Origin of the sequence: Pseudomonas hygromyciniae (assembly GCF_016925675.1) — a bacterium.
GTDB classification, from domain to species: domain Bacteria; phylum Pseudomonadota; class Gammaproteobacteria; order Pseudomonadales; family Pseudomonadaceae; genus Aquipseudomonas; species Aquipseudomonas hygromyciniae.
This window is the reverse complement of the sequence record NZ_CP070506.1, coordinates 3,800,863-3,815,695: the sequence shown is the minus strand read 5'-3', so window position 1 is coordinate 3,815,695 and position 14,833 is coordinate 3,800,863. Positions and strand designations below refer to the sequence as shown.

At 61.3% G+C, this 14,833-nt stretch carries 14 protein-coding genes and 2 pseudogenes; 8 read left to right on the top strand and 8 right to left on the bottom strand.

Annotated elements, in window-relative coordinates; translation table 11 throughout:
- Window positions 1-23: 23 nt before the first annotated feature.
- From JTY93_RS16835 to JTY93_RS16815, 5 genes are all read right to left on the bottom strand, one after another.
- Entirely contained in the window at window positions 24-1,226 is a 1,203-nt protein-coding gene (locus JTY93_RS16835; protein WP_205476694.1) for a PucR family transcriptional regulator, read from the bottom strand.
- A complete protein-coding gene (codB, locus tag JTY93_RS16830; protein ID WP_205476693.1) occupies window positions 1,223-2,491 on the bottom strand; it encodes a cytosine permease in 1,269 nt (422 codons plus the stop codon). Before codB ends, JTY93_RS16835 begins: the two co-directional genes overlap by 4 nt.
- 205 nt (window positions 2,492-2,696) lie before the next feature.
- Window positions 2,697-3,320, bottom strand: coding sequence for an NUDIX hydrolase (locus JTY93_RS16825; protein WP_205476692.1), 624 nt, complete (start codon window positions 3,318-3,320; stop codon window positions 2,697-2,699).
- Window positions 3,321-3,449: 129 nt separating this feature from the next.
- On the bottom strand, window positions 3,450-3,806 hold the full coding sequence (queD, locus tag JTY93_RS16820) for a 6-carboxytetrahydropterin synthase QueD (protein ID WP_003190259.1): 357 nt from the start codon (window positions 3,804-3,806) through the stop codon (window positions 3,450-3,452).
- Between the two features lie 134 nt (window positions 3,807-3,940).
- Window positions 3,941-4,258, bottom strand: a complete 318-nt coding sequence (locus JTY93_RS16815) for a hypothetical protein (protein ID WP_205518887.1) — start codon at window positions 4,256-4,258, stop codon at window positions 3,941-3,943.
- 76 nt (window positions 4,259-4,334) lie between these two features.
- On the opposite strand from JTY93_RS16815, the gene JTY93_RS16810 reads away from it, so the two are divergent.
- Entirely contained in the window at window positions 4,335-4,592 is a 258-nt protein-coding gene (locus JTY93_RS16810; protein ID WP_169994876.1) for a hypothetical protein, read from the top strand.
- Window positions 4,593-4,619: 27 nt separating this feature from the next.
- On the opposite strand, the pseudogene JTY93_RS16805 reads toward JTY93_RS16810, so the two are convergent.
- A pseudogene (locus JTY93_RS16805) lies at window positions 4,620-4,804 on the bottom strand (helix-turn-helix domain-containing protein).
- Window positions 4,805-4,897: 93 nt separating this feature from the next.
- Window positions 4,898-5,977: a patatin-like phospholipase domain-containing protein gene (locus JTY93_RS16800; protein ID WP_092238909.1), complete on the bottom strand. Its 1,080-nt coding sequence runs from the start codon at window positions 5,975-5,977 to the stop codon at window positions 4,898-4,900.
- Between the two features lie 159 nt (window positions 5,978-6,136).
- Here JTY93_RS16800 and JTY93_RS16795 point away from each other — a divergent pair, with 159 nt between their 5' ends.
- The 7 genes and pseudogenes from JTY93_RS16795 (at window position 6,137) to JTY93_RS16765 (ending at window position 12,469) form a co-directional block, all read left to right on the top strand.
- Complete coding sequence (locus JTY93_RS16795; RefSeq protein ID WP_205476690.1) at window positions 6,137-6,445, top strand: PepSY domain-containing protein; 309 nt, start codon at window positions 6,137-6,139, stop codon at window positions 6,443-6,445.
- Window positions 6,445-6,759 carry a PepSY domain-containing protein gene (locus tag JTY93_RS16790; protein ID WP_169994872.1) on the top strand — a complete coding sequence of 105 codons (315 nt, stop codon included), beginning with the start codon at window positions 6,445-6,447 and terminating at the stop codon, window positions 6,757-6,759. The genes JTY93_RS16795 and JTY93_RS16790 overlap by 1 nt, the downstream gene beginning before the upstream one ends.
- Entirely contained in the window at window positions 6,759-7,427 is a 669-nt protein-coding gene (locus tag JTY93_RS16785) for a response regulator transcription factor (protein ID WP_169994871.1), read from the top strand. Before JTY93_RS16790 ends, JTY93_RS16785 begins: the two co-directional genes overlap by 1 nt.
- A complete protein-coding gene (locus JTY93_RS16780) occupies window positions 7,424-8,743 on the top strand; it encodes a sensor histidine kinase (protein ID WP_205476689.1) in 1,320 nt (439 codons plus the stop codon). Before JTY93_RS16785 ends, JTY93_RS16780 begins: the two co-directional genes overlap by 4 nt.
- Window positions 8,744-8,947: 204 nt before the next feature.
- Window positions 8,948-9,902: pseudogene (locus tag JTY93_RS16775) on the top strand (TAXI family TRAP transporter solute-binding subunit).
- Between the two features lie 126 nt (window positions 9,903-10,028).
- Window positions 10,029-12,056 (top strand): TRAP transporter permease, encoded by a 2,028-nt coding sequence (locus tag JTY93_RS16770; RefSeq protein ID WP_205476687.1) that lies wholly within the window; start codon window positions 10,029-10,031, stop codon window positions 12,054-12,056.
- Window positions 12,053-12,469, top strand: coding sequence for a DUF1850 domain-containing protein (locus JTY93_RS16765; RefSeq protein ID WP_205476686.1), 417 nt, complete (start codon window positions 12,053-12,055; stop codon window positions 12,467-12,469). The genes JTY93_RS16770 and JTY93_RS16765 overlap by 4 nt, the downstream gene beginning before the upstream one ends.
- A 7-nt stretch (window positions 12,470-12,476) precedes the next feature.
- On the opposite strand, the gene JTY93_RS30280 is transcribed toward JTY93_RS16765, so the two are convergent.
- The gene (locus JTY93_RS30280) at window positions 12,477-14,624 is read right to left on the bottom strand and encodes a methyl-accepting chemotaxis protein (protein WP_205476685.1); all 2,148 of its coding nucleotides are present in this window, start codon (window positions 14,622-14,624) and stop codon (window positions 12,477-12,479) included.
- Window positions 14,625-14,833 lie beyond the last annotated feature (209 nt).

Sequence of the window (14,833 nt, the reverse complement as noted above, 5' to 3'; positions counted from 1 at the left end):
GGTTCCTCTTGGGCAAAAAGCAATCAGGCAGACAGCCGCCAGATCATCAGCGCGACGCCGATGTCCAGGCGGTCATTGGGATTGTCCAGCGACAGCCCGCACAGGGCCTCGATACGCTGGACGCGATGGGTCAGGGTGTTGCGGTGGACCGCCAACCGCTGGGCAGCAGCCACAAGGTTACCATTGTCCAGGAACCAGGCTTGCAGGGTCGGCATCAGGCTGGGGCCGTGGCGCTGGTCATGGCGCAGCAGCGGCCCCAGGCGCTCATGGAGGAACTGGTCGAGCAGCCCGCGATCGCGTACTGCGCACAGTAGCTTCAACACCCCTAGCTCATCATAGACACAGACCCCGGCATGCTCGCCAAAGCGCCGGGCGACCACCAGTGCCTGGCGAGCTTCGTCCAGTGCCTGGGCGAGGCCGGCGGGCGGATGTTTTGCCGCGCTCAAGCCGATGCATAGCTTCAGCGGGGCCAAACGCAGGTTCAGCGGCCTCAACCAATTTGCCAGGCGTTGCCGGTGATCATCGGTGGCCGGCAGCAGCAAGGTCCATTGCCCAGCCCTGCCGAGTACTGGCAAGGGTGAGGGATGCTCGGCAGCGAACTGGCGCAATCGGCGGGTAATGGCCTCGTGCTGGCGGGCCAGTTGTGCTTCGGCCTCGCCAGCCACGGTTTGCGCAAATAACGCGTCGCCACCCACCAGTTGCAACTGCGCCACTTGCCAGTGTCCGGCCAGCGGCATACCCAGTTGGCTGGCGCGATGCAATAGCAGGTCGAGGGATTGGTAGTCCCCCGCCAACAGGCGTTCCAGCACCTCATGCCGCGAACGCCCCAACTGCTCGGACTCGATCAGCGCGGAGCCAATGGCCTGGGTCACCAGCACCATTTTCAGCGAGTACGGTTGTTCGATCAGAGGCATCCCGGCGGCGTCGGCGGCTTGCAGCAACCCCGGGGCAATCCCCTGGATGTAATCCGGGCCGGTCAGGATCACCAGGCCGGCGACGCGCCGCGAGCAGGCTTCGTCCAGCAGACGCAGGAGGTTGGCCTCATCACGCGGGTGGTTGATGCCGGTGATGAACACCAGTTCGCCGCCCAGCACCCACTCTGCAATGCCGCTGTTCTCGGCCACATAAGGCCAGCGCACGCCATTGTCCAGGCCTGCGCGACCGGCCCGCAGGGTCATGGATTCCAGCCCCGGCAGGGCCAGCACATCCGCTACGGTCAGGCTCATGCCTGGGCGTCAGCCAATGGCACCCGCACCCGCAGGACGGCGGTAAGCAAGATGTAGGTGGCAGCCGCGGCGACAATCCCCACCAAGGGCGCGACCCACGGCGAACTGAACGCCAGCACCGTACCGACTGCATAGGCAATCAGCCCCGGCCAATTGAACGCTGGCAAACGCACCTCCGCCAGCCGAGGGTACTGACCGCGATAGCGATAGAAGAAGTCGGCCATGATCACCCCTCCAATCGGTGGAATCACGGTGCCCAGCAAAATCAGATAGGGCACCAGCATGTCGTACATGCCCAGCAAGGCGAGCAGGGTGCCGATCACGGCGCCGACCAGCGTGACGGTCTTGCGGCGTTTGGTGCGCAGCAGGTTGCAGCCGGCGACAGCGAAGTTGTAGATGGTGTTGTCCTGGGTACTCCAGATATTGAGCAGCAGCATGGCCATCGCAGCCATGGCGAAACCTTGCAGCAGCAACACTTCCACCACATCCGGTTGTTGATAGACGATGGCACCGTAGGCCCCGATCAGCACCATCAGGCCGTTGCCGATAAAAAAGCCAATCAGGCTGGCCAGGACTGCCACCTTGGCCGAGCGGGAAAAGCGCGTCCAGTTGGTGGCCTGGGTTGCACCACTGACAAAGGTGCCGAATACCAGGGTAATGGCCGTGGACAAATCCAACGCACCGCTGGGCACCACGGCGAGCAAACCTTCCAGCCCCCCGACTTTTACCGTGGCCACCCACATCGACAGCAGCAACAGCAGGCCCATGGCCGGGACCGCGATGTAAGAGAGGATTTCCAGGCCACGATAGCCCACGTAGGCCGTAGCGCAGAACACCAGGCCGAACACAACCATCAGCGCCAGCACGCTGCCCTGGCCCAGTTCGAAATATTTGCCCAGTACCACGGCCGCCGTGGCTGTGCCCCAGGCGTACCAGCCTATCTGGGTGAAACCCAGGATCAGGTCACTCAACTTGCTACCCACTTCGCCAAAGCAGAACCGCCCCATCAGCACTGAGTTCAAGCCGCTCTTGAAGGCGATGTAACCCAGGCCTGCGGCGTAGATACCCAACAGCAGGTTACCCAGGGCCACGACACCGAGCATCTGGGTAAAACTGAAGGCCACCCCCAGCTTGCCGCCGGCGAACATGGTCGCGGTAAAAAAGGTGAAGCCCAGCAACACCATGGCCGTGGAGCCAAGGCCCTTGCGTGCATGCATGGGCACTTCGCTGAGAGGGTAATCGTTGCCCGGTTCGTTCTGCGTCATGTGCCGTTCCCCTGTGAGTGACCCAGGGCCTATTGCAGCGGGCGTGCCAACTGCAGAGCAGTGACGGCTGCACGGTGGGCGCTGTGCAGGTTGCACACTATTCAGGGGCTGGCGTGGCAGGAAGAGGGGATTGCTTGTCGGTTGTGCCCAGTCAGGCGCGAAAGCGGTGCAGCGGTGATACAAATTGGATCACCGTGCCGGGGTGTCAGTCGAACAGGGTCTGGGTGATTTCGCCGCGGTGAAAGGCGAAGGCTGCTTCAAGATCACTCTCGATGGTGCGGCCGCGTGACAGGGGCGGGAGTTCGTCGAGGCGGAAGAAGCCGACGTCGGTGGTTTCCAGCCCAGCCGTGGGAGCGGACTGATAGGTTCGTTCGCAGAGGAAGTACAACTTGTAGAAGTCCCTAACATCGGGCGTATACAAGCCTTTGGCCTTGTGAGTAACGCTGTAGAGCGCTTGTGCGGTGACAGTCAGTCCGGCTTCTTCGTGAATTTCTTTGATCACGTTCTCGGCGGCAGACAACCCAACATCCGCAAATCCACCGGGGAGCGCCCAGCATCCATCGGTTGCTTCGCGCACCAGCAGGATACGGTCGCCTTCTATCACAGCGCCCCTTACGTCAATCAATGGGGTCGAGTAGCGTTGGGCGAAGTCCGAGACTAGGCCAGTAATGCTTTCCAGAGGAACGTTACCCAACTGTGCGAGCATCGAATGAGCGATCTGGGCAATTTCCTCAAGGTGCTCGCGGTCAAATTCATTCTTGCAAAAGTGCAACGCGGTGGAGGCCAATGCCTGCAGGCGCTTGGCCTGTGCCAGCCAGGTGGATTCCATGATTTGGCTCCTTGAATTGCGGCGAAGTTCGGTTTTAATCGCTGTGATTATGGAACGCAAACCCTTACGCCTAGGGCGCCTCAAAGATCACCTCGAGCGGCCGTTCAAACAGCCTGGCTATGCAAGGACTTACTCACCGCGATAAATACAGCCACTGGTGCAGGTCTCATGGATACGAATGGCGCTAAGTTCCGGCAGCAACGGCTTCAACTCGTTCCAGATCCACTTGGCCAGCACTTCGCTGGTTGGGTTTTCCAGGCCGGGGATGTCGTTGAGGTAGTTGTGGTCGAGGCGCTCATAGAGCGGCTTGAAAATCGCCTTGATCTCCGAGAAGTCACGGATCCAGCCGGTATGCGGATCAAGGTCGCCGCTCAGATGGATGGCCACCTTGAAGGAGTGACCATGCAGGCGCCCGCATTTATGGCCTTCGGGGACGTGAGGCAAGCGGTGGGCGGACTCGAAGGTGAATTCTTTGAAAATTTCCACGGTATGACCTGTAAGGCAGGAGTTTCTAGGGCGGTGTGCGATGTCGGGTGGGCGCTTGATGGGCCCGGGCGACCGACTTGGCGCGCATTCTAACCTGTTTTAAGGGGCGACCTGGTGGCGTGTATCAAGCGCGGTTATTCCTGGGACCACAACGTTGTACTGACCTTGACCCCGTCCCCACACGGCAGTGAGTACTGCGACCCTCGCCGCTGCAACTCTGCGAGTGCACGGGCACACTGCACCTGGCCTTGGGCCGCCGCGTTATCAATGCTGATGTTGCCGGTGGTTTCAGATACCAGGTCACCGTTTTTTTCCACCCGGATCAATGGTCGCTCGGGCTTGATTTCAAACCGGCTATTCGTCGGCTCGATGTTCAGTGCCAGGTCGGCAGGGGCGGCTGGCAACTGATCCTCGGTGACGCCATACCGCGTGAGCAGCGAGAGATTGGGCAAGTCTTGTGCGCTTGCTGGGCCCACTGCCAGCAGCAGGAACAAACCAAGGCCACACATTATTCGGCGATTAGAACCCATGATTGTATCGTTCCATGGTCGATTCTTGATGGGCTGGATTGAAGAACAACTTGTTGTTATCGCAGCCACGTTTAGGGCAGGGAGTATCCAACCAGAAAGAAGAACCTTGGCGGTTGCCAAACTGCGTGCCTGGTTCATAAACCTTGAACGAGGACGGGTTGAAACTACCGTTGCTGCAGCCGCCGGTAATCAGGGCAACCGTGAAGAGGCCCAAGAGCCTAATGGGTTTCATAGAGGGGAGTCCGTATTAAATTGATCAGTGTTCTACAGCGCAGCCCAAGGCCTAGCTTTCTTCGCTCTCGAACTCCAGTAAATCGCCGGGCTGGCAATCCAGAGCGATACATAGCGTGTTCTGGGTTCGAGTTTAAAGCCTTTGATCTTTCCGTTTTTCAATAGCGACAGATTGGTTTCCTTCATTCTAATGGCTTCTGCAAGCTGATTGGAGCGGATCTTTTTCTCCGCCATCATGACGTCCAAACGAATAATGATGGTCTTGGTTAAATAATGCTTTTGTGTTCGTCGCTTGCATCTCTAATCGGTCGAGGTGGCAATCAAGTTGACTCACAGGGCAATCAGGCGCTCACCCAATCGGCCGTTATCGGCCAGTTCGAGGAACTCATCACCCAGCCGCTGGCTTTCACTCATTGCGGTTTGCCAGTACTGATTGCGTCGGGCGTCATCCCCCACAAAGCGCTTGAAGTCGCTGCGATCCGGCAATTTGCCGTAGGGCAGGCGAGCCAGGTACTCCCGTGAGGGGGCCAATAGCAACACATCCTGCAAACCCTGCGGGTTGCTGCGCCGCCACGGCAGGCTCTTGTCGAACCAGCCGGGGATGACCCGGTCGGTGAAGTGCGGGTACAGCACGATGTCATCGCCGTGGTAGGGCAGGTCGAGGTGGTAGTCCAGCAGGCCGCCATCGCGATAGGTGCCGGCACCGGCGCCCGGCAAGTCGCGCACACCTTGCATGACCATGGGGATCGAGCCGGACGCCAGCAATGCCTGGCGCAGGTTGCCCAGTTCCAGGTCGAGGAAGCGCGAAGGGAAATCCTTGAGCGGGTGCAGTGGTGGCGCCTGGCGCGGGTCGTGGATGATCAGTCGCTCAAAATGCCGGGACAGGCGCGCACGGCCGCGCAGGTTGTCGGCGATTACCGAGGACAGGCCCAGGCCCAGGCGGCCACGGTGATCGTCGGCCAGCAGGCCATGACTTTTAACGACCACGATATTCAGGCGATAGTGCGGGTTATCCAGCAGCGTCGCATCGCGCCCGGCCAACAGGTCATCGAGCATGCGCTGGCAGCTTTGGCTGACCTCAGCCATGGTCACGCCCTTGGCAAAGCGTTGCTCGTTGTACAAGCGACCGAGGTCGAGCAGGCCTTGTACCGGGTCTGGCAGGCAGGCGCTGGCAAAGCGCCAGGAACCGATGGAGGCACCAATCAGCGAGCGCTCGCGGGGCGCACGCGCCAGCCAGTCACCGAACAGCGCCAGGTCCAGGCCCTGAATGCCCAAGGCCTTGGGCCCCCCGGCCGCGCCGGGCAGAATGCCCACGTCGGCAGGCTGCAGGCCCTGTTCGCGAATGCGTGCAAAGGCGCGCTGGCCAGCCTTGAGCGTCAGGGCTGGGAACTTGATGTGGATGGCGGTCATACCGATCTCTGTGCAGGCGAGCAGGGCAGTATAGGAAATTTGCCCGGGGGCCTGGCAAGGTGTTGTGGGACAATTGCCATAGTGGCAATTCAGTTTCAGTTAAGTTGCGATCCGTACTGTGGGGGGCGTAGGCAAAACATCCGGAAATGGAGAATCATCATGAAAAACCTCACAGCCGTTATCGCCGCCAGTATCATCGCCCTCACCACCGGCCTGGCTCAGGCCCGGGACCTGGGACCGGATGAAGCGCTGAAATTGCGTGACGCTGGTACCATCCAGTCGTTCGAGAAGCTCAACGCTGCAGCCCTGGCCAAACATCCCGGTGGCACTGTGCATGAGACCGAGCTCGAGCAGGAGTACGGCAAATACATTTACCAGGTCGACCTGCGCGATGCCCAAGGTGTCGAGTGGGACGTGGAATTGGACGCTGTGACCGGGCAAGTTCTCAAGGATCATCAGGATACGTAATGAAGGTAAATCTACGCACCGGCAGTCGACTGGCGCTGGTGCTCCTGGCCTTTTGCTCGGTAGTGGCTGCCCGGGACCTCAATCAGGACGAAGCCCTGGCGCTGCGCCAGCAAGGGGTGATCCTGTCCCTTGAGCAACTGCTGCAGCAGGCCATGGCGCGGCATCCCGGGTCCCGGTTGCTGGAGGCTGAGCTTGAGAGCAAACACGGCAGCTACGTCTATGAAGTAGAGTTGGTGACCACCGATGGCGTGGTCCGAGAAATCAAACTGGACGCGACCACGGGTGCGCTGCTTAAAGACGAGGAAGATGACTGATGCGCCTGCTTCTGGTGGAAGACCACGTGCCCCTGGCCGATGAATTGCTGGCCGGGCTCAAAGCCCAGGGGTATGCCGTGGATTGGCTGGCGGACGGGCGTGACGCGGTGTATCAGGGACGCAGCGAGCCGTATGACCTGATCATCCTCGATCTGGGCTTGCCCGGCCTGCCGGGGCTTGAGGTGTTGAGCCAATGGCGCGCCGCCGCCCTGGCGACCCCGGTGTTGATCCTCACCGCCCGCGACTCTTGGGCCGAGCGCATCGAAGGGCTCAAGGCTGGGGCCGACGATTATCTGAGCAAGCCGTTCCACCCCGAGGAGTTGTACCTGCGCATTCAGGCGTTGTTGCGCCGCTCCCACGGCCAGGTCAACCAGCCGACGTTGCAGGCCGCCGGCCTGCATCTGGATGAAGGCCGCCAGTGTGTGATGCGCGACGGCGCCGAGGTGCAATTGACTGCTGCCGAGTTTCGCTTGTTGCGCTACTTCATGCTGCATCCCGAGCAGATCCTGTCCAAAAGCCATCTGGCCGAGCATTTGTACGATGGTGAAACCGAGCGCGACTCCAACGTCCTCGAAGTGCACGTCAATCATTTGCGCCGCAAGCTGGGGCGCAGCGTGATTGAAACCCGGCGCGGCCAGGGTTATCGCTTTGGCGCCAGCCCCACGTGAGGTCGATCCAGCGGCGCTTGAGCCTGGGGCTGATCAGCGTAATGGTGATCGTCGGCCTGGTGCTGGCGCAAACCAGCCTGTGGTTGTTCGAAATGGGTTTGCAGCGCTATCTGGAGTCGGGCCTGCGCAACGACAGTGAAAACCTGCTGGTGGCCCTGGTGCGTGGCCCCGGTGGCTTACAACTGGATGAACAGCGCTTGTCACCGGCCTATCAACGCCCGTTCTCCGGGCATTATTTTCGTATCGACTTCAGCGACAACCACTGGCGCTCCCGCTCCCTGTGGGACCAGGAACTGCCGCAACTGCCCCAGGCCGGCTTGCAGGGCAATCTGCAGTTGGGCCCGGAAGGCCAGCAATTGTTGATATTGCGCTCGGACTACAAACGTTTTGGCCAGGCGATCTCCATCAGCGTGGCCCAGGACTACACACCGGTGCGCGAGAGTTTCCGCCTGATGCGCCAGGTCGGCCTGGTCCTCGGGCTGGCGGCGTTGCTCCTGATCTTGCTGCTGCAACGGGTCACCGTGCGCCGGGCCCTGCGCCCGCTGGAAACCGCCCGCGAGCAGATCGCGCAGTTGCAGCAAGGCCAGCGCTCGCAGTTGGACACCCAAGTGCCGGTGGAACTGGAGCCGCTGGTGGCTCAGATCAATCACCTGCTGGCCCATACCGAAGACAGCCTCAAACGCTCGCGCAATGCCCTGGGCAACCTCGGCCACGCCTTGAAGACGCCCCTGGCAGTGCTGTTGAGTGTGGCGTCCAGCGAGCAGCTCAAGGACCAGCCGCAATTGGCCAAGTTGTTGCGCGAGCAGTTGCAGCAGGTGCAGCAACGGCTCAACCGCGAACTGAACCGCGCGCGCCTGGCCGGCGAAACCCTGCCCGGCGCGCTGTTCGACTGCGACAGCGAACTGCCCGGCCTGCTGGCGACCCTGAACATGATCCACGGCGAGCACCTGGACCTGAGCTACCACGTGCGCCCCGGCCTGCAACTGCCATGGGACCGCGAAGACCTGTTGGAGCTTTTGGGCAACCTGCTGGACAACGCCTGCAAATGGGCGGATGCCGAGGTGCGGGTGAGCATTGACGAGGCGCCCCACTGTTTTGAGCTGCGGGTCGAGGATGACGGGCCAGGGATTCCCGAGGCCCAGCGCAGCCAAGTGTTCAGCCGTGGGACCCGCCTGGATGAGCAGACCGATGGCCATGGCCTGGGGTTGGGGATCGTGCGGGATATTGTCGAGGTGTGGGGTGGCACTTTGCAGTTGCATGAGAGTGAGTTGGGGGGGCTCAAGGTGCTGATCGAGTTGCCTCGACGCCAGGTCTGATTGGTACCTGGCTGTCGATGTGTAGAGATTTGCAACAAGACTTTTCTTGTGGCGCCTGGCCGGGAGCATTTCGCTTATAACAACCAACTGGCTAGCCATGCCGAGCAGGTTTTTCCCCTTGCAAGGCCTGGTATCTGTCAGAGCACTTGTCAGTCGGGCGCTCGATTGCTCGGTACCCAATAAGAAAGATAAAAGGCGACTCCCATGCGAATGACCAAGCGTTTCAGTGTGTTTGCTGCTGCCGCAGCCTTTGCCGCAAGTACTGCGGCACTCGCCGCCCCCACATTTATCAACGTGCTGACCGGTGGCACCAGCGGCGTGTATTACCCCCATTGGCGTGGGCCTGTCACAGCTGTACAGCAACGGTATCGAAGGGTCGAAGACTTCGGTGCAGGCCACCAAGGCGTCAGTGGAAAACCTCAACCTGCTGCAAGCCGGTCGCGGTGAGTTGGCCTTTGCCCTTGGCGATTCGGTCGCCGATGCCTGGAACGGCGTGGAAGACGCCGGCTTCAAGGCTCCACTGAAGAAACTGCGGGCGATTGCCGGCACTTACCCGAACTACATTCAGATCGTCGCCAGCAAGGAGTCAGGCATCACCACCCTGGCCGACCTGAAAAACAAGCGCATCTCCGTCGGCGCACCGAAATCCGGCACCGAGCTCAACGCCCGCGCGATCTTCAAGGCGGCTGGCCTGAGCTATGAAGACATGGGCAAGGTCGAGTTTCTGCCGTATGCCGAATCGGTTGAGTTAATCAAGAACCGTCAGTTGGATGCCACCTTGCAGTCCTCGGGCCTGGGCATGGCCGCGATCCGCGACCTGGCCGCGACCCTGCCGATCACCTTCGTCGCCATTCCAGCCGATATCACCGCCAAGATCGACAACGCCGCCTACCTGGGCTCCGTGATCCCGGCGGGCACCTACGACGGTCAGGACAGCGATGTACCGACCGTGGCCATCACCAATATCCTGGTCAGCCATGACGGCGTATCCGATGACGTGGCCTACCAGATGACCAAACTCATGTTCGACAACCTCGATCGCCTGGGCAACGCCCACTCGGCCGCCAAGGATATCAAGCTGGAAGGCGCGGCCAAGGGCCTGCCGATCCCGTTGCATCCGGGGGCCGAGCGCTTCTACAAGGAAGTGGGCGCCCTGTAAGCGGCAGGTGGGTGCTGCGTGCAGCACCCATCGCTGCGGACACATGCATGGGCTGTGAATAAAACCTGCGTACACCGCGTGCCAGGTTTTGTTGGCCTATCGACGTTGTAACGAGGGAGTACCTGCATGAGTGAGCAAGACCAAAGCCTCGCCGCCAATCCCAGGGATTGGCCTCGAGCGCTGTTCTATGTCGCGCTGTTATTTTCCGTGTTCCAAATTATCACCGCTGCCTTCCATCCCGTCTCCAGCCAGATTCTGCGGGCCGTGCACGTGGGCTTTCTGCTACTGGTGGTGTTTCTGTGCTTTCCGGCGCGTGGCAAGGAACAGCCCTGGCAGCCCCTGGCCTGGCTATTGGGGCTGGTCGGGATGGGTACGGCGTTCTACCAGTGGTATTTCGAAGCGGATTTGATCCAGCGCTCCGGCGATTTGACCACCGGCGACATGGTCGTCGGCCTGGTGCTGATCGTGCTGGTGTTTGAAGCGGCGCGGCGGGTGATGGGCATTGCCTTGCCGCTGATCTGTGCGCTGTTCCTGGTCTACGGCCTGTTTGGCCAGTACCTGCCGGGCGACCTGATGCACCGCGGCTATGCCATCGACCAGGTCGTCAACCAACTGGCCTTTGGCACCGAGGGGCTGTACGGCACGCCGACCTACGTTTCGGCCACGTACATCTTCCTGTTTATTTTGTTCGGCGCGTTCCTCGAACAGGCCGGGATGATCAAGCTCTTCACCGATTTCGCCATGGGCCTGTTCGGCCATAAACTCGGTGGCCCAGCCAAGGTTTCAGTGGTGTCGTCGGCACTGATGGGCACCATCACCGGTTCGGGGGTGGCCAATGTGGTCACCACCGGCCAATTCACCATCCCTTTGATGAAGCGCTTTGGCTACAAATCGGCGTTTGCCGGCGGCGTGGAGGCGACCTCGTCGATGGGTAGCCAGATCATGCCGCCGATCATGGGCGCGGTGGCCTTTATCATGGCCGAGACGATCAACGTGCCGTTCTTCGAGGTAGCCAAGGCCGCGCTGATTCCGGCCTTGCTGTACTTCGGCTCGGTATTCTGGATGGTTCACCTGGAAGCCAAGCGCTCCAACCTGCGTGGCTTGCCCAAGGAGGAGTGCCCCAACCCCTGGGCGTCGGTGAAGCAGCGCTGGTATCTGCTGATTCCGCTGTTCGTGCTGATCTACCTGCTGTTCTCCGGGCGCACACCGTTGTTCTCCGGCATGGTCGGCCTGGCACTGACCTCCATCGTCATCCTGGGCTCGGCGATCATCCTGCGGGTATCGTCCACGGCCATGCGTTTCGTTTTCTGGATCGTCCTGGGCGTGCTGTGTGCGGGCTTCTTCCGGCTCGGTATCGGCATGGTGTTTGGAGTCGTGGCGCTGTTGGTGGCGGTGTGCTGGTTCATCAAGGGCGGCCGCGACACCCTGACAATCTGCCTGCATGCCCTAGTTGAAGGCGCACGCCATGCCGTGCCGGTGGGCATCGCCTGCGCGCTGGTGGGGGTGATCATCGGGGTGGTGTCGCTGACCGGGGTGGCCTCGACCTTTGCCGGCTACATCCTCGCTATCGGCCAGGACAATCTGTTCCTTTCGCTGGTGCTCACCATGCTCACCTGTCTGGTGCTGGGCATGGGCATCCCGACCATTCCCAACTACATCATCACCAGCTCGATTGCTGCCCCGGCACTCCTGGACCTGGGCGTGCCGCTGATTGTGTCGCATATGTTCGTGTTCTATTTCGGCATCATGGCCGACCTCACGCCGCCGGTGGCGCTGGCCTGTTTCGCGGCCGCACCGATTGCCAGGGAGAGCGGGCTGAAGATCAGCTTTTGGGCGGTGCGCATCGCCGTGGCCGGGTTCGTTGTGCCCTTTATGGCGGTGTATGAGCCGGCGCTGATGCTGCAGGGCGATAGCCTGCTGGCCACACTGTATGTGGTTGCCAAGGCGTTACTGGCCATCGGCATTTGGGGCGCGGCGTTTACCGGCTACTTGCAGGCCCGACTCAATGGGTGGGAGCGCGTGCTGGGTTTGGTCGCCGGTGGTAGCCTGATTCTGGCGACGCCGTTAAGCGATGAAATCGGCTTCGCCCTGGCGGCGCTGCTGATCGCGCAGCATTGCTGGCGCGCCCGCCGGGCTCGGGTGGCCACGGCGTGATTGGCCTGTGCCTGGGCTTGGCGGGTGCAGTCTGGGCACAAGTCCCCACGCCAGCCTTCACCCTCGCCTGGACCCATACCGTTGAGAAAGTGCGCTGGGAAGAGGATTACCGCGTAACGCCTGCGGGGCTGGTACTGGGTGAGGCGCGGGTCAAGGGTTCCGGGGCCGGTATGGAAATTCCGGACGGCGCCCAACTGCGCGAGGGCAGTTGGCATTACCAGCGTCAACTGCCCCCCTTGCAACCCCTGCGCTTGGGGCGCACCCCTGAGGCGGGGGATTATCAACTGTGTATCAACCAGCAGTGCGAGTGGCTGAGCGCCTGGCTCGGCCCGCCACACGCGAGCCGGCCGGCGTTGGAGCTCTGGAGTTGTGAGCTGGATCCTGCGTCCGGCGCCAGGCCCCGCGCCCTTTAAATCGCCATCAGACGCGGAACTGATCCATCAACCCCTGTTGCTGATTGGCCAGGCTATTGAGTGTCTGGCTGACCCGGGCCGACTCATTGGCCTGGCCCGACAGCGACTCGGTCACGTCACGAATCGTCGCCACGTTGCTGTTGATCTCTTCGGCCACTGCGCTTTGTTGCTCGGCGGCGCTGGCGATCTGCAGGTTCATGTCGCTGATCACCGTCACCGCATCGCCGATCTGGCGCAATGCCGTCACTGCCTGGCCGACCTGTTCGACACTGCCTTGGGCCTGGCGATGACTGTTGCTCATGGAGCTCACCACTTCCTGGGTGCCGTTTTGTAACTGTTCGATCACCTGGCGGGTTTCTTCCACCGACTCCTGGGTACGCCGTGCGAGGTTGCGCACCTCATCGGCGACCACTGCAAAGCCACGCCCGGCCTCACCGGCACGGGCGGCTTCGATGGCGGCGTTGAGGGCCAGCAGGTTGGTCTGTTCGGCAATTGCGCGGATCACTTCCAGCACAGAACCGATCTGCTCGCTATTGGCCGCCAGCCCTTCGACCTGGGTCATCGCCGTACTCATATCGGCGGCGAGGTGGCCGATGCTGGTGGTGGTGCGGTCGATCACGGTCAGGCCGTCGCGGGTGGCCTGATCGGCATCCCGGGCGGCGTGTGCGGCCTGGGCGGCGCTGCGGGCGACGTCCTGGGCGGTGGCGCTCATCTCGTGGGAGGCGGTGGCCACCTGATCCACTTGGCGGTATTGCTGCTCCATGCCGGCACTGGTCTGGCTGGCAATCGCCGCCGATTGGTCGGCGGTGGTGCGCGCGTCCTGCACCGAGCGTTTGACCTCGGCAATGATTGGTTGCAGCTTGTCGAGGAAACGGTTGAACCAACTGGCCAGTTCACCGAGTTCGTCGCGCTTGTCGTAGGCCAGGCGCCTGGTCAGGTCGCCTTCGCCGCTGGCGATATCCTCCAGCATGCGGGCCACGCCGAGGATTGGCCGGGTGACGCTGCGGGCCATCAGCCATACCAATAGCAAACCGACAATCGCGGCGAGCAAGCCCAGGCCCAGTTCCAGCAAGGTGCCTTTGGTGTTGTCGGCATCCAGTTCGGCCTTGAGGGCTTGGGCGGGGCCGATCAGGACTTTTTCCGGCACGTCCAGCAACACGCCCCAGGACTTGCCATCGGGGATTGGCTGGAACGGCGCCAGTACCTTGAGTTGCTGGCCGGTGCGTAGGCTGTAGGTCTGGGTACTGCTGGCCATGGCACTGATCAGTTGTGCGCCGCTGGTGGTGTCGACGCTGTCCAGGCGCTGGCTGAGCTTGCTCGCATCCGGGCTATAGCCGGCGAGCAAACCCACCGGGCTGATGATGCTGACGTTGGTCTGGCCGTCATACAGCTTGCGGCTGGCATTCTGGCTGACCGCCTGCAGGCTGTTGAGGTTGATGTCCACCGACAGCGAGGCGATGACTTTGCCATTGACCGTGAGGGGGAACACGATGCTGGTGAGCAATACGTTCTGCCCGTCGATCACATAGAAGTACGGTTCGATCACGCACGGTTTGAGGGTGGTGCGCGGGCAGGTGAACCAGGTGTTGGCCTTTTCGCCGCTGGGGCCGATGCTGGTGTCGGACATGTCGCTTTCCGGCAGTGCCATCGAGGTCAGCTTACCGGGTGTCGGCTGCGACCAGTACAGGGCGAAGCGGCCCTTCTCGTTACTGCCCAGCTCTTGCTGGCCGGCAAACAACTCATCCTTGCCATCCAGGGCATTGGCTTCGAATACCAGAGACAGGCCCAGCAGATCCGGATTGGCCTGCAGCGCGGCCTTGACTTGGCGGGTCAGGTCTTCACGCAAGTCAAAGGCATCGAGGAAGCGTTTCTCGGCCTGTTCCCGCAAAAACAGCACCTGGCGCGAGAAACCATGGCCGTATTGGTAGGCGTCCATAAACTGCTGGCGGATGCCCAATGCCTGGACTTCACCCTGGGCTTCGATGCGCGATTGAGCCGCGACATTGAGCATCTGCGTGCTGGAGGTCTGGACCCGTTGTGAGCTCTGGTCCATCCGATACAGCGAAAGACCCACCAGCAGGGTCACGATCCCCAACAGACAAAGGCCGGCGAGGAGGGTGATTTTCCATTGAATGGACAGCTGCCTGAGCGACATGGAGATCCTTAACCTTTCGTTACGACAGAGATGATCCGTTGTATCGGCCGCATGGTTTTTTTCTTTATTCATACGATCAATTGAATTCTGTTTGCGACGTCGTGCTTTGACATGGCGCGCCGGCTGCTGCAAAGTGCGCGCCCTCTAATAAAACACCTTTTCTGTGTGTGCCGTGGTCGCCATTTGGCCAGGGCGCCGGCGTGTGTTGT

What these genes read in the sequence shown, in the direction of transcription:
- JTY93_RS16835 (WP_205476694.1), bottom strand. Translation starts at nt 1,226, where the DNA reads ATGAGCCTGACCGTAGCGGATGTGCTGGCCCTGCCGGGGCTGGAATCC.
- codB (WP_205476693.1), bottom strand. Translation starts at nt 2,491, where the DNA reads ATGACGCAGAACGAACCGGGCAACGATTACCCTCTCAGCGAAGTGCCC.
- JTY93_RS16825 (WP_205476692.1), bottom strand. Translation starts at nt 3,320, where the DNA reads ATGGAATCCACCTGGCTGGCACAGGCCAAGCGCCTGCAGGCATTGGCC.
- JTY93_RS16810 (WP_169994876.1), top strand. Translation starts at nt 4,335, where the DNA reads ATGATTGTATCGTTCCATGGTCGATTCTTGATGGGCTGGATTGAAGAA.
- JTY93_RS16800 (WP_092238909.1), bottom strand. Translation starts at nt 5,977, where the DNA reads ATGACCGCCATCCACATCAAGTTCCCAGCCCTGACGCTCAAGGCTGGC.
- JTY93_RS16795 (WP_205476690.1), top strand. Translation starts at nt 6,137, where the DNA reads ATGAAAAACCTCACAGCCGTTATCGCCGCCAGTATCATCGCCCTCACC.
- JTY93_RS16790 (WP_169994872.1), top strand. Translation starts at nt 6,445, where the DNA reads ATGAAGGTAAATCTACGCACCGGCAGTCGACTGGCGCTGGTGCTCCTG.
- JTY93_RS16785 (WP_169994871.1), top strand. Translation starts at nt 6,759, where the DNA reads ATGCGCCTGCTTCTGGTGGAAGACCACGTGCCCCTGGCCGATGAATTG.
- JTY93_RS16770 (WP_205476687.1), top strand. Translation starts at nt 10,029, where the DNA reads ATGAGTGAGCAAGACCAAAGCCTCGCCGCCAATCCCAGGGATTGGCCT.
- JTY93_RS30280 (WP_205476685.1), bottom strand. Translation starts at nt 14,624, where the DNA reads ATGTCGCTCAGGCAGCTGTCCATTCAATGGAAAATCACCCTCCTCGCC.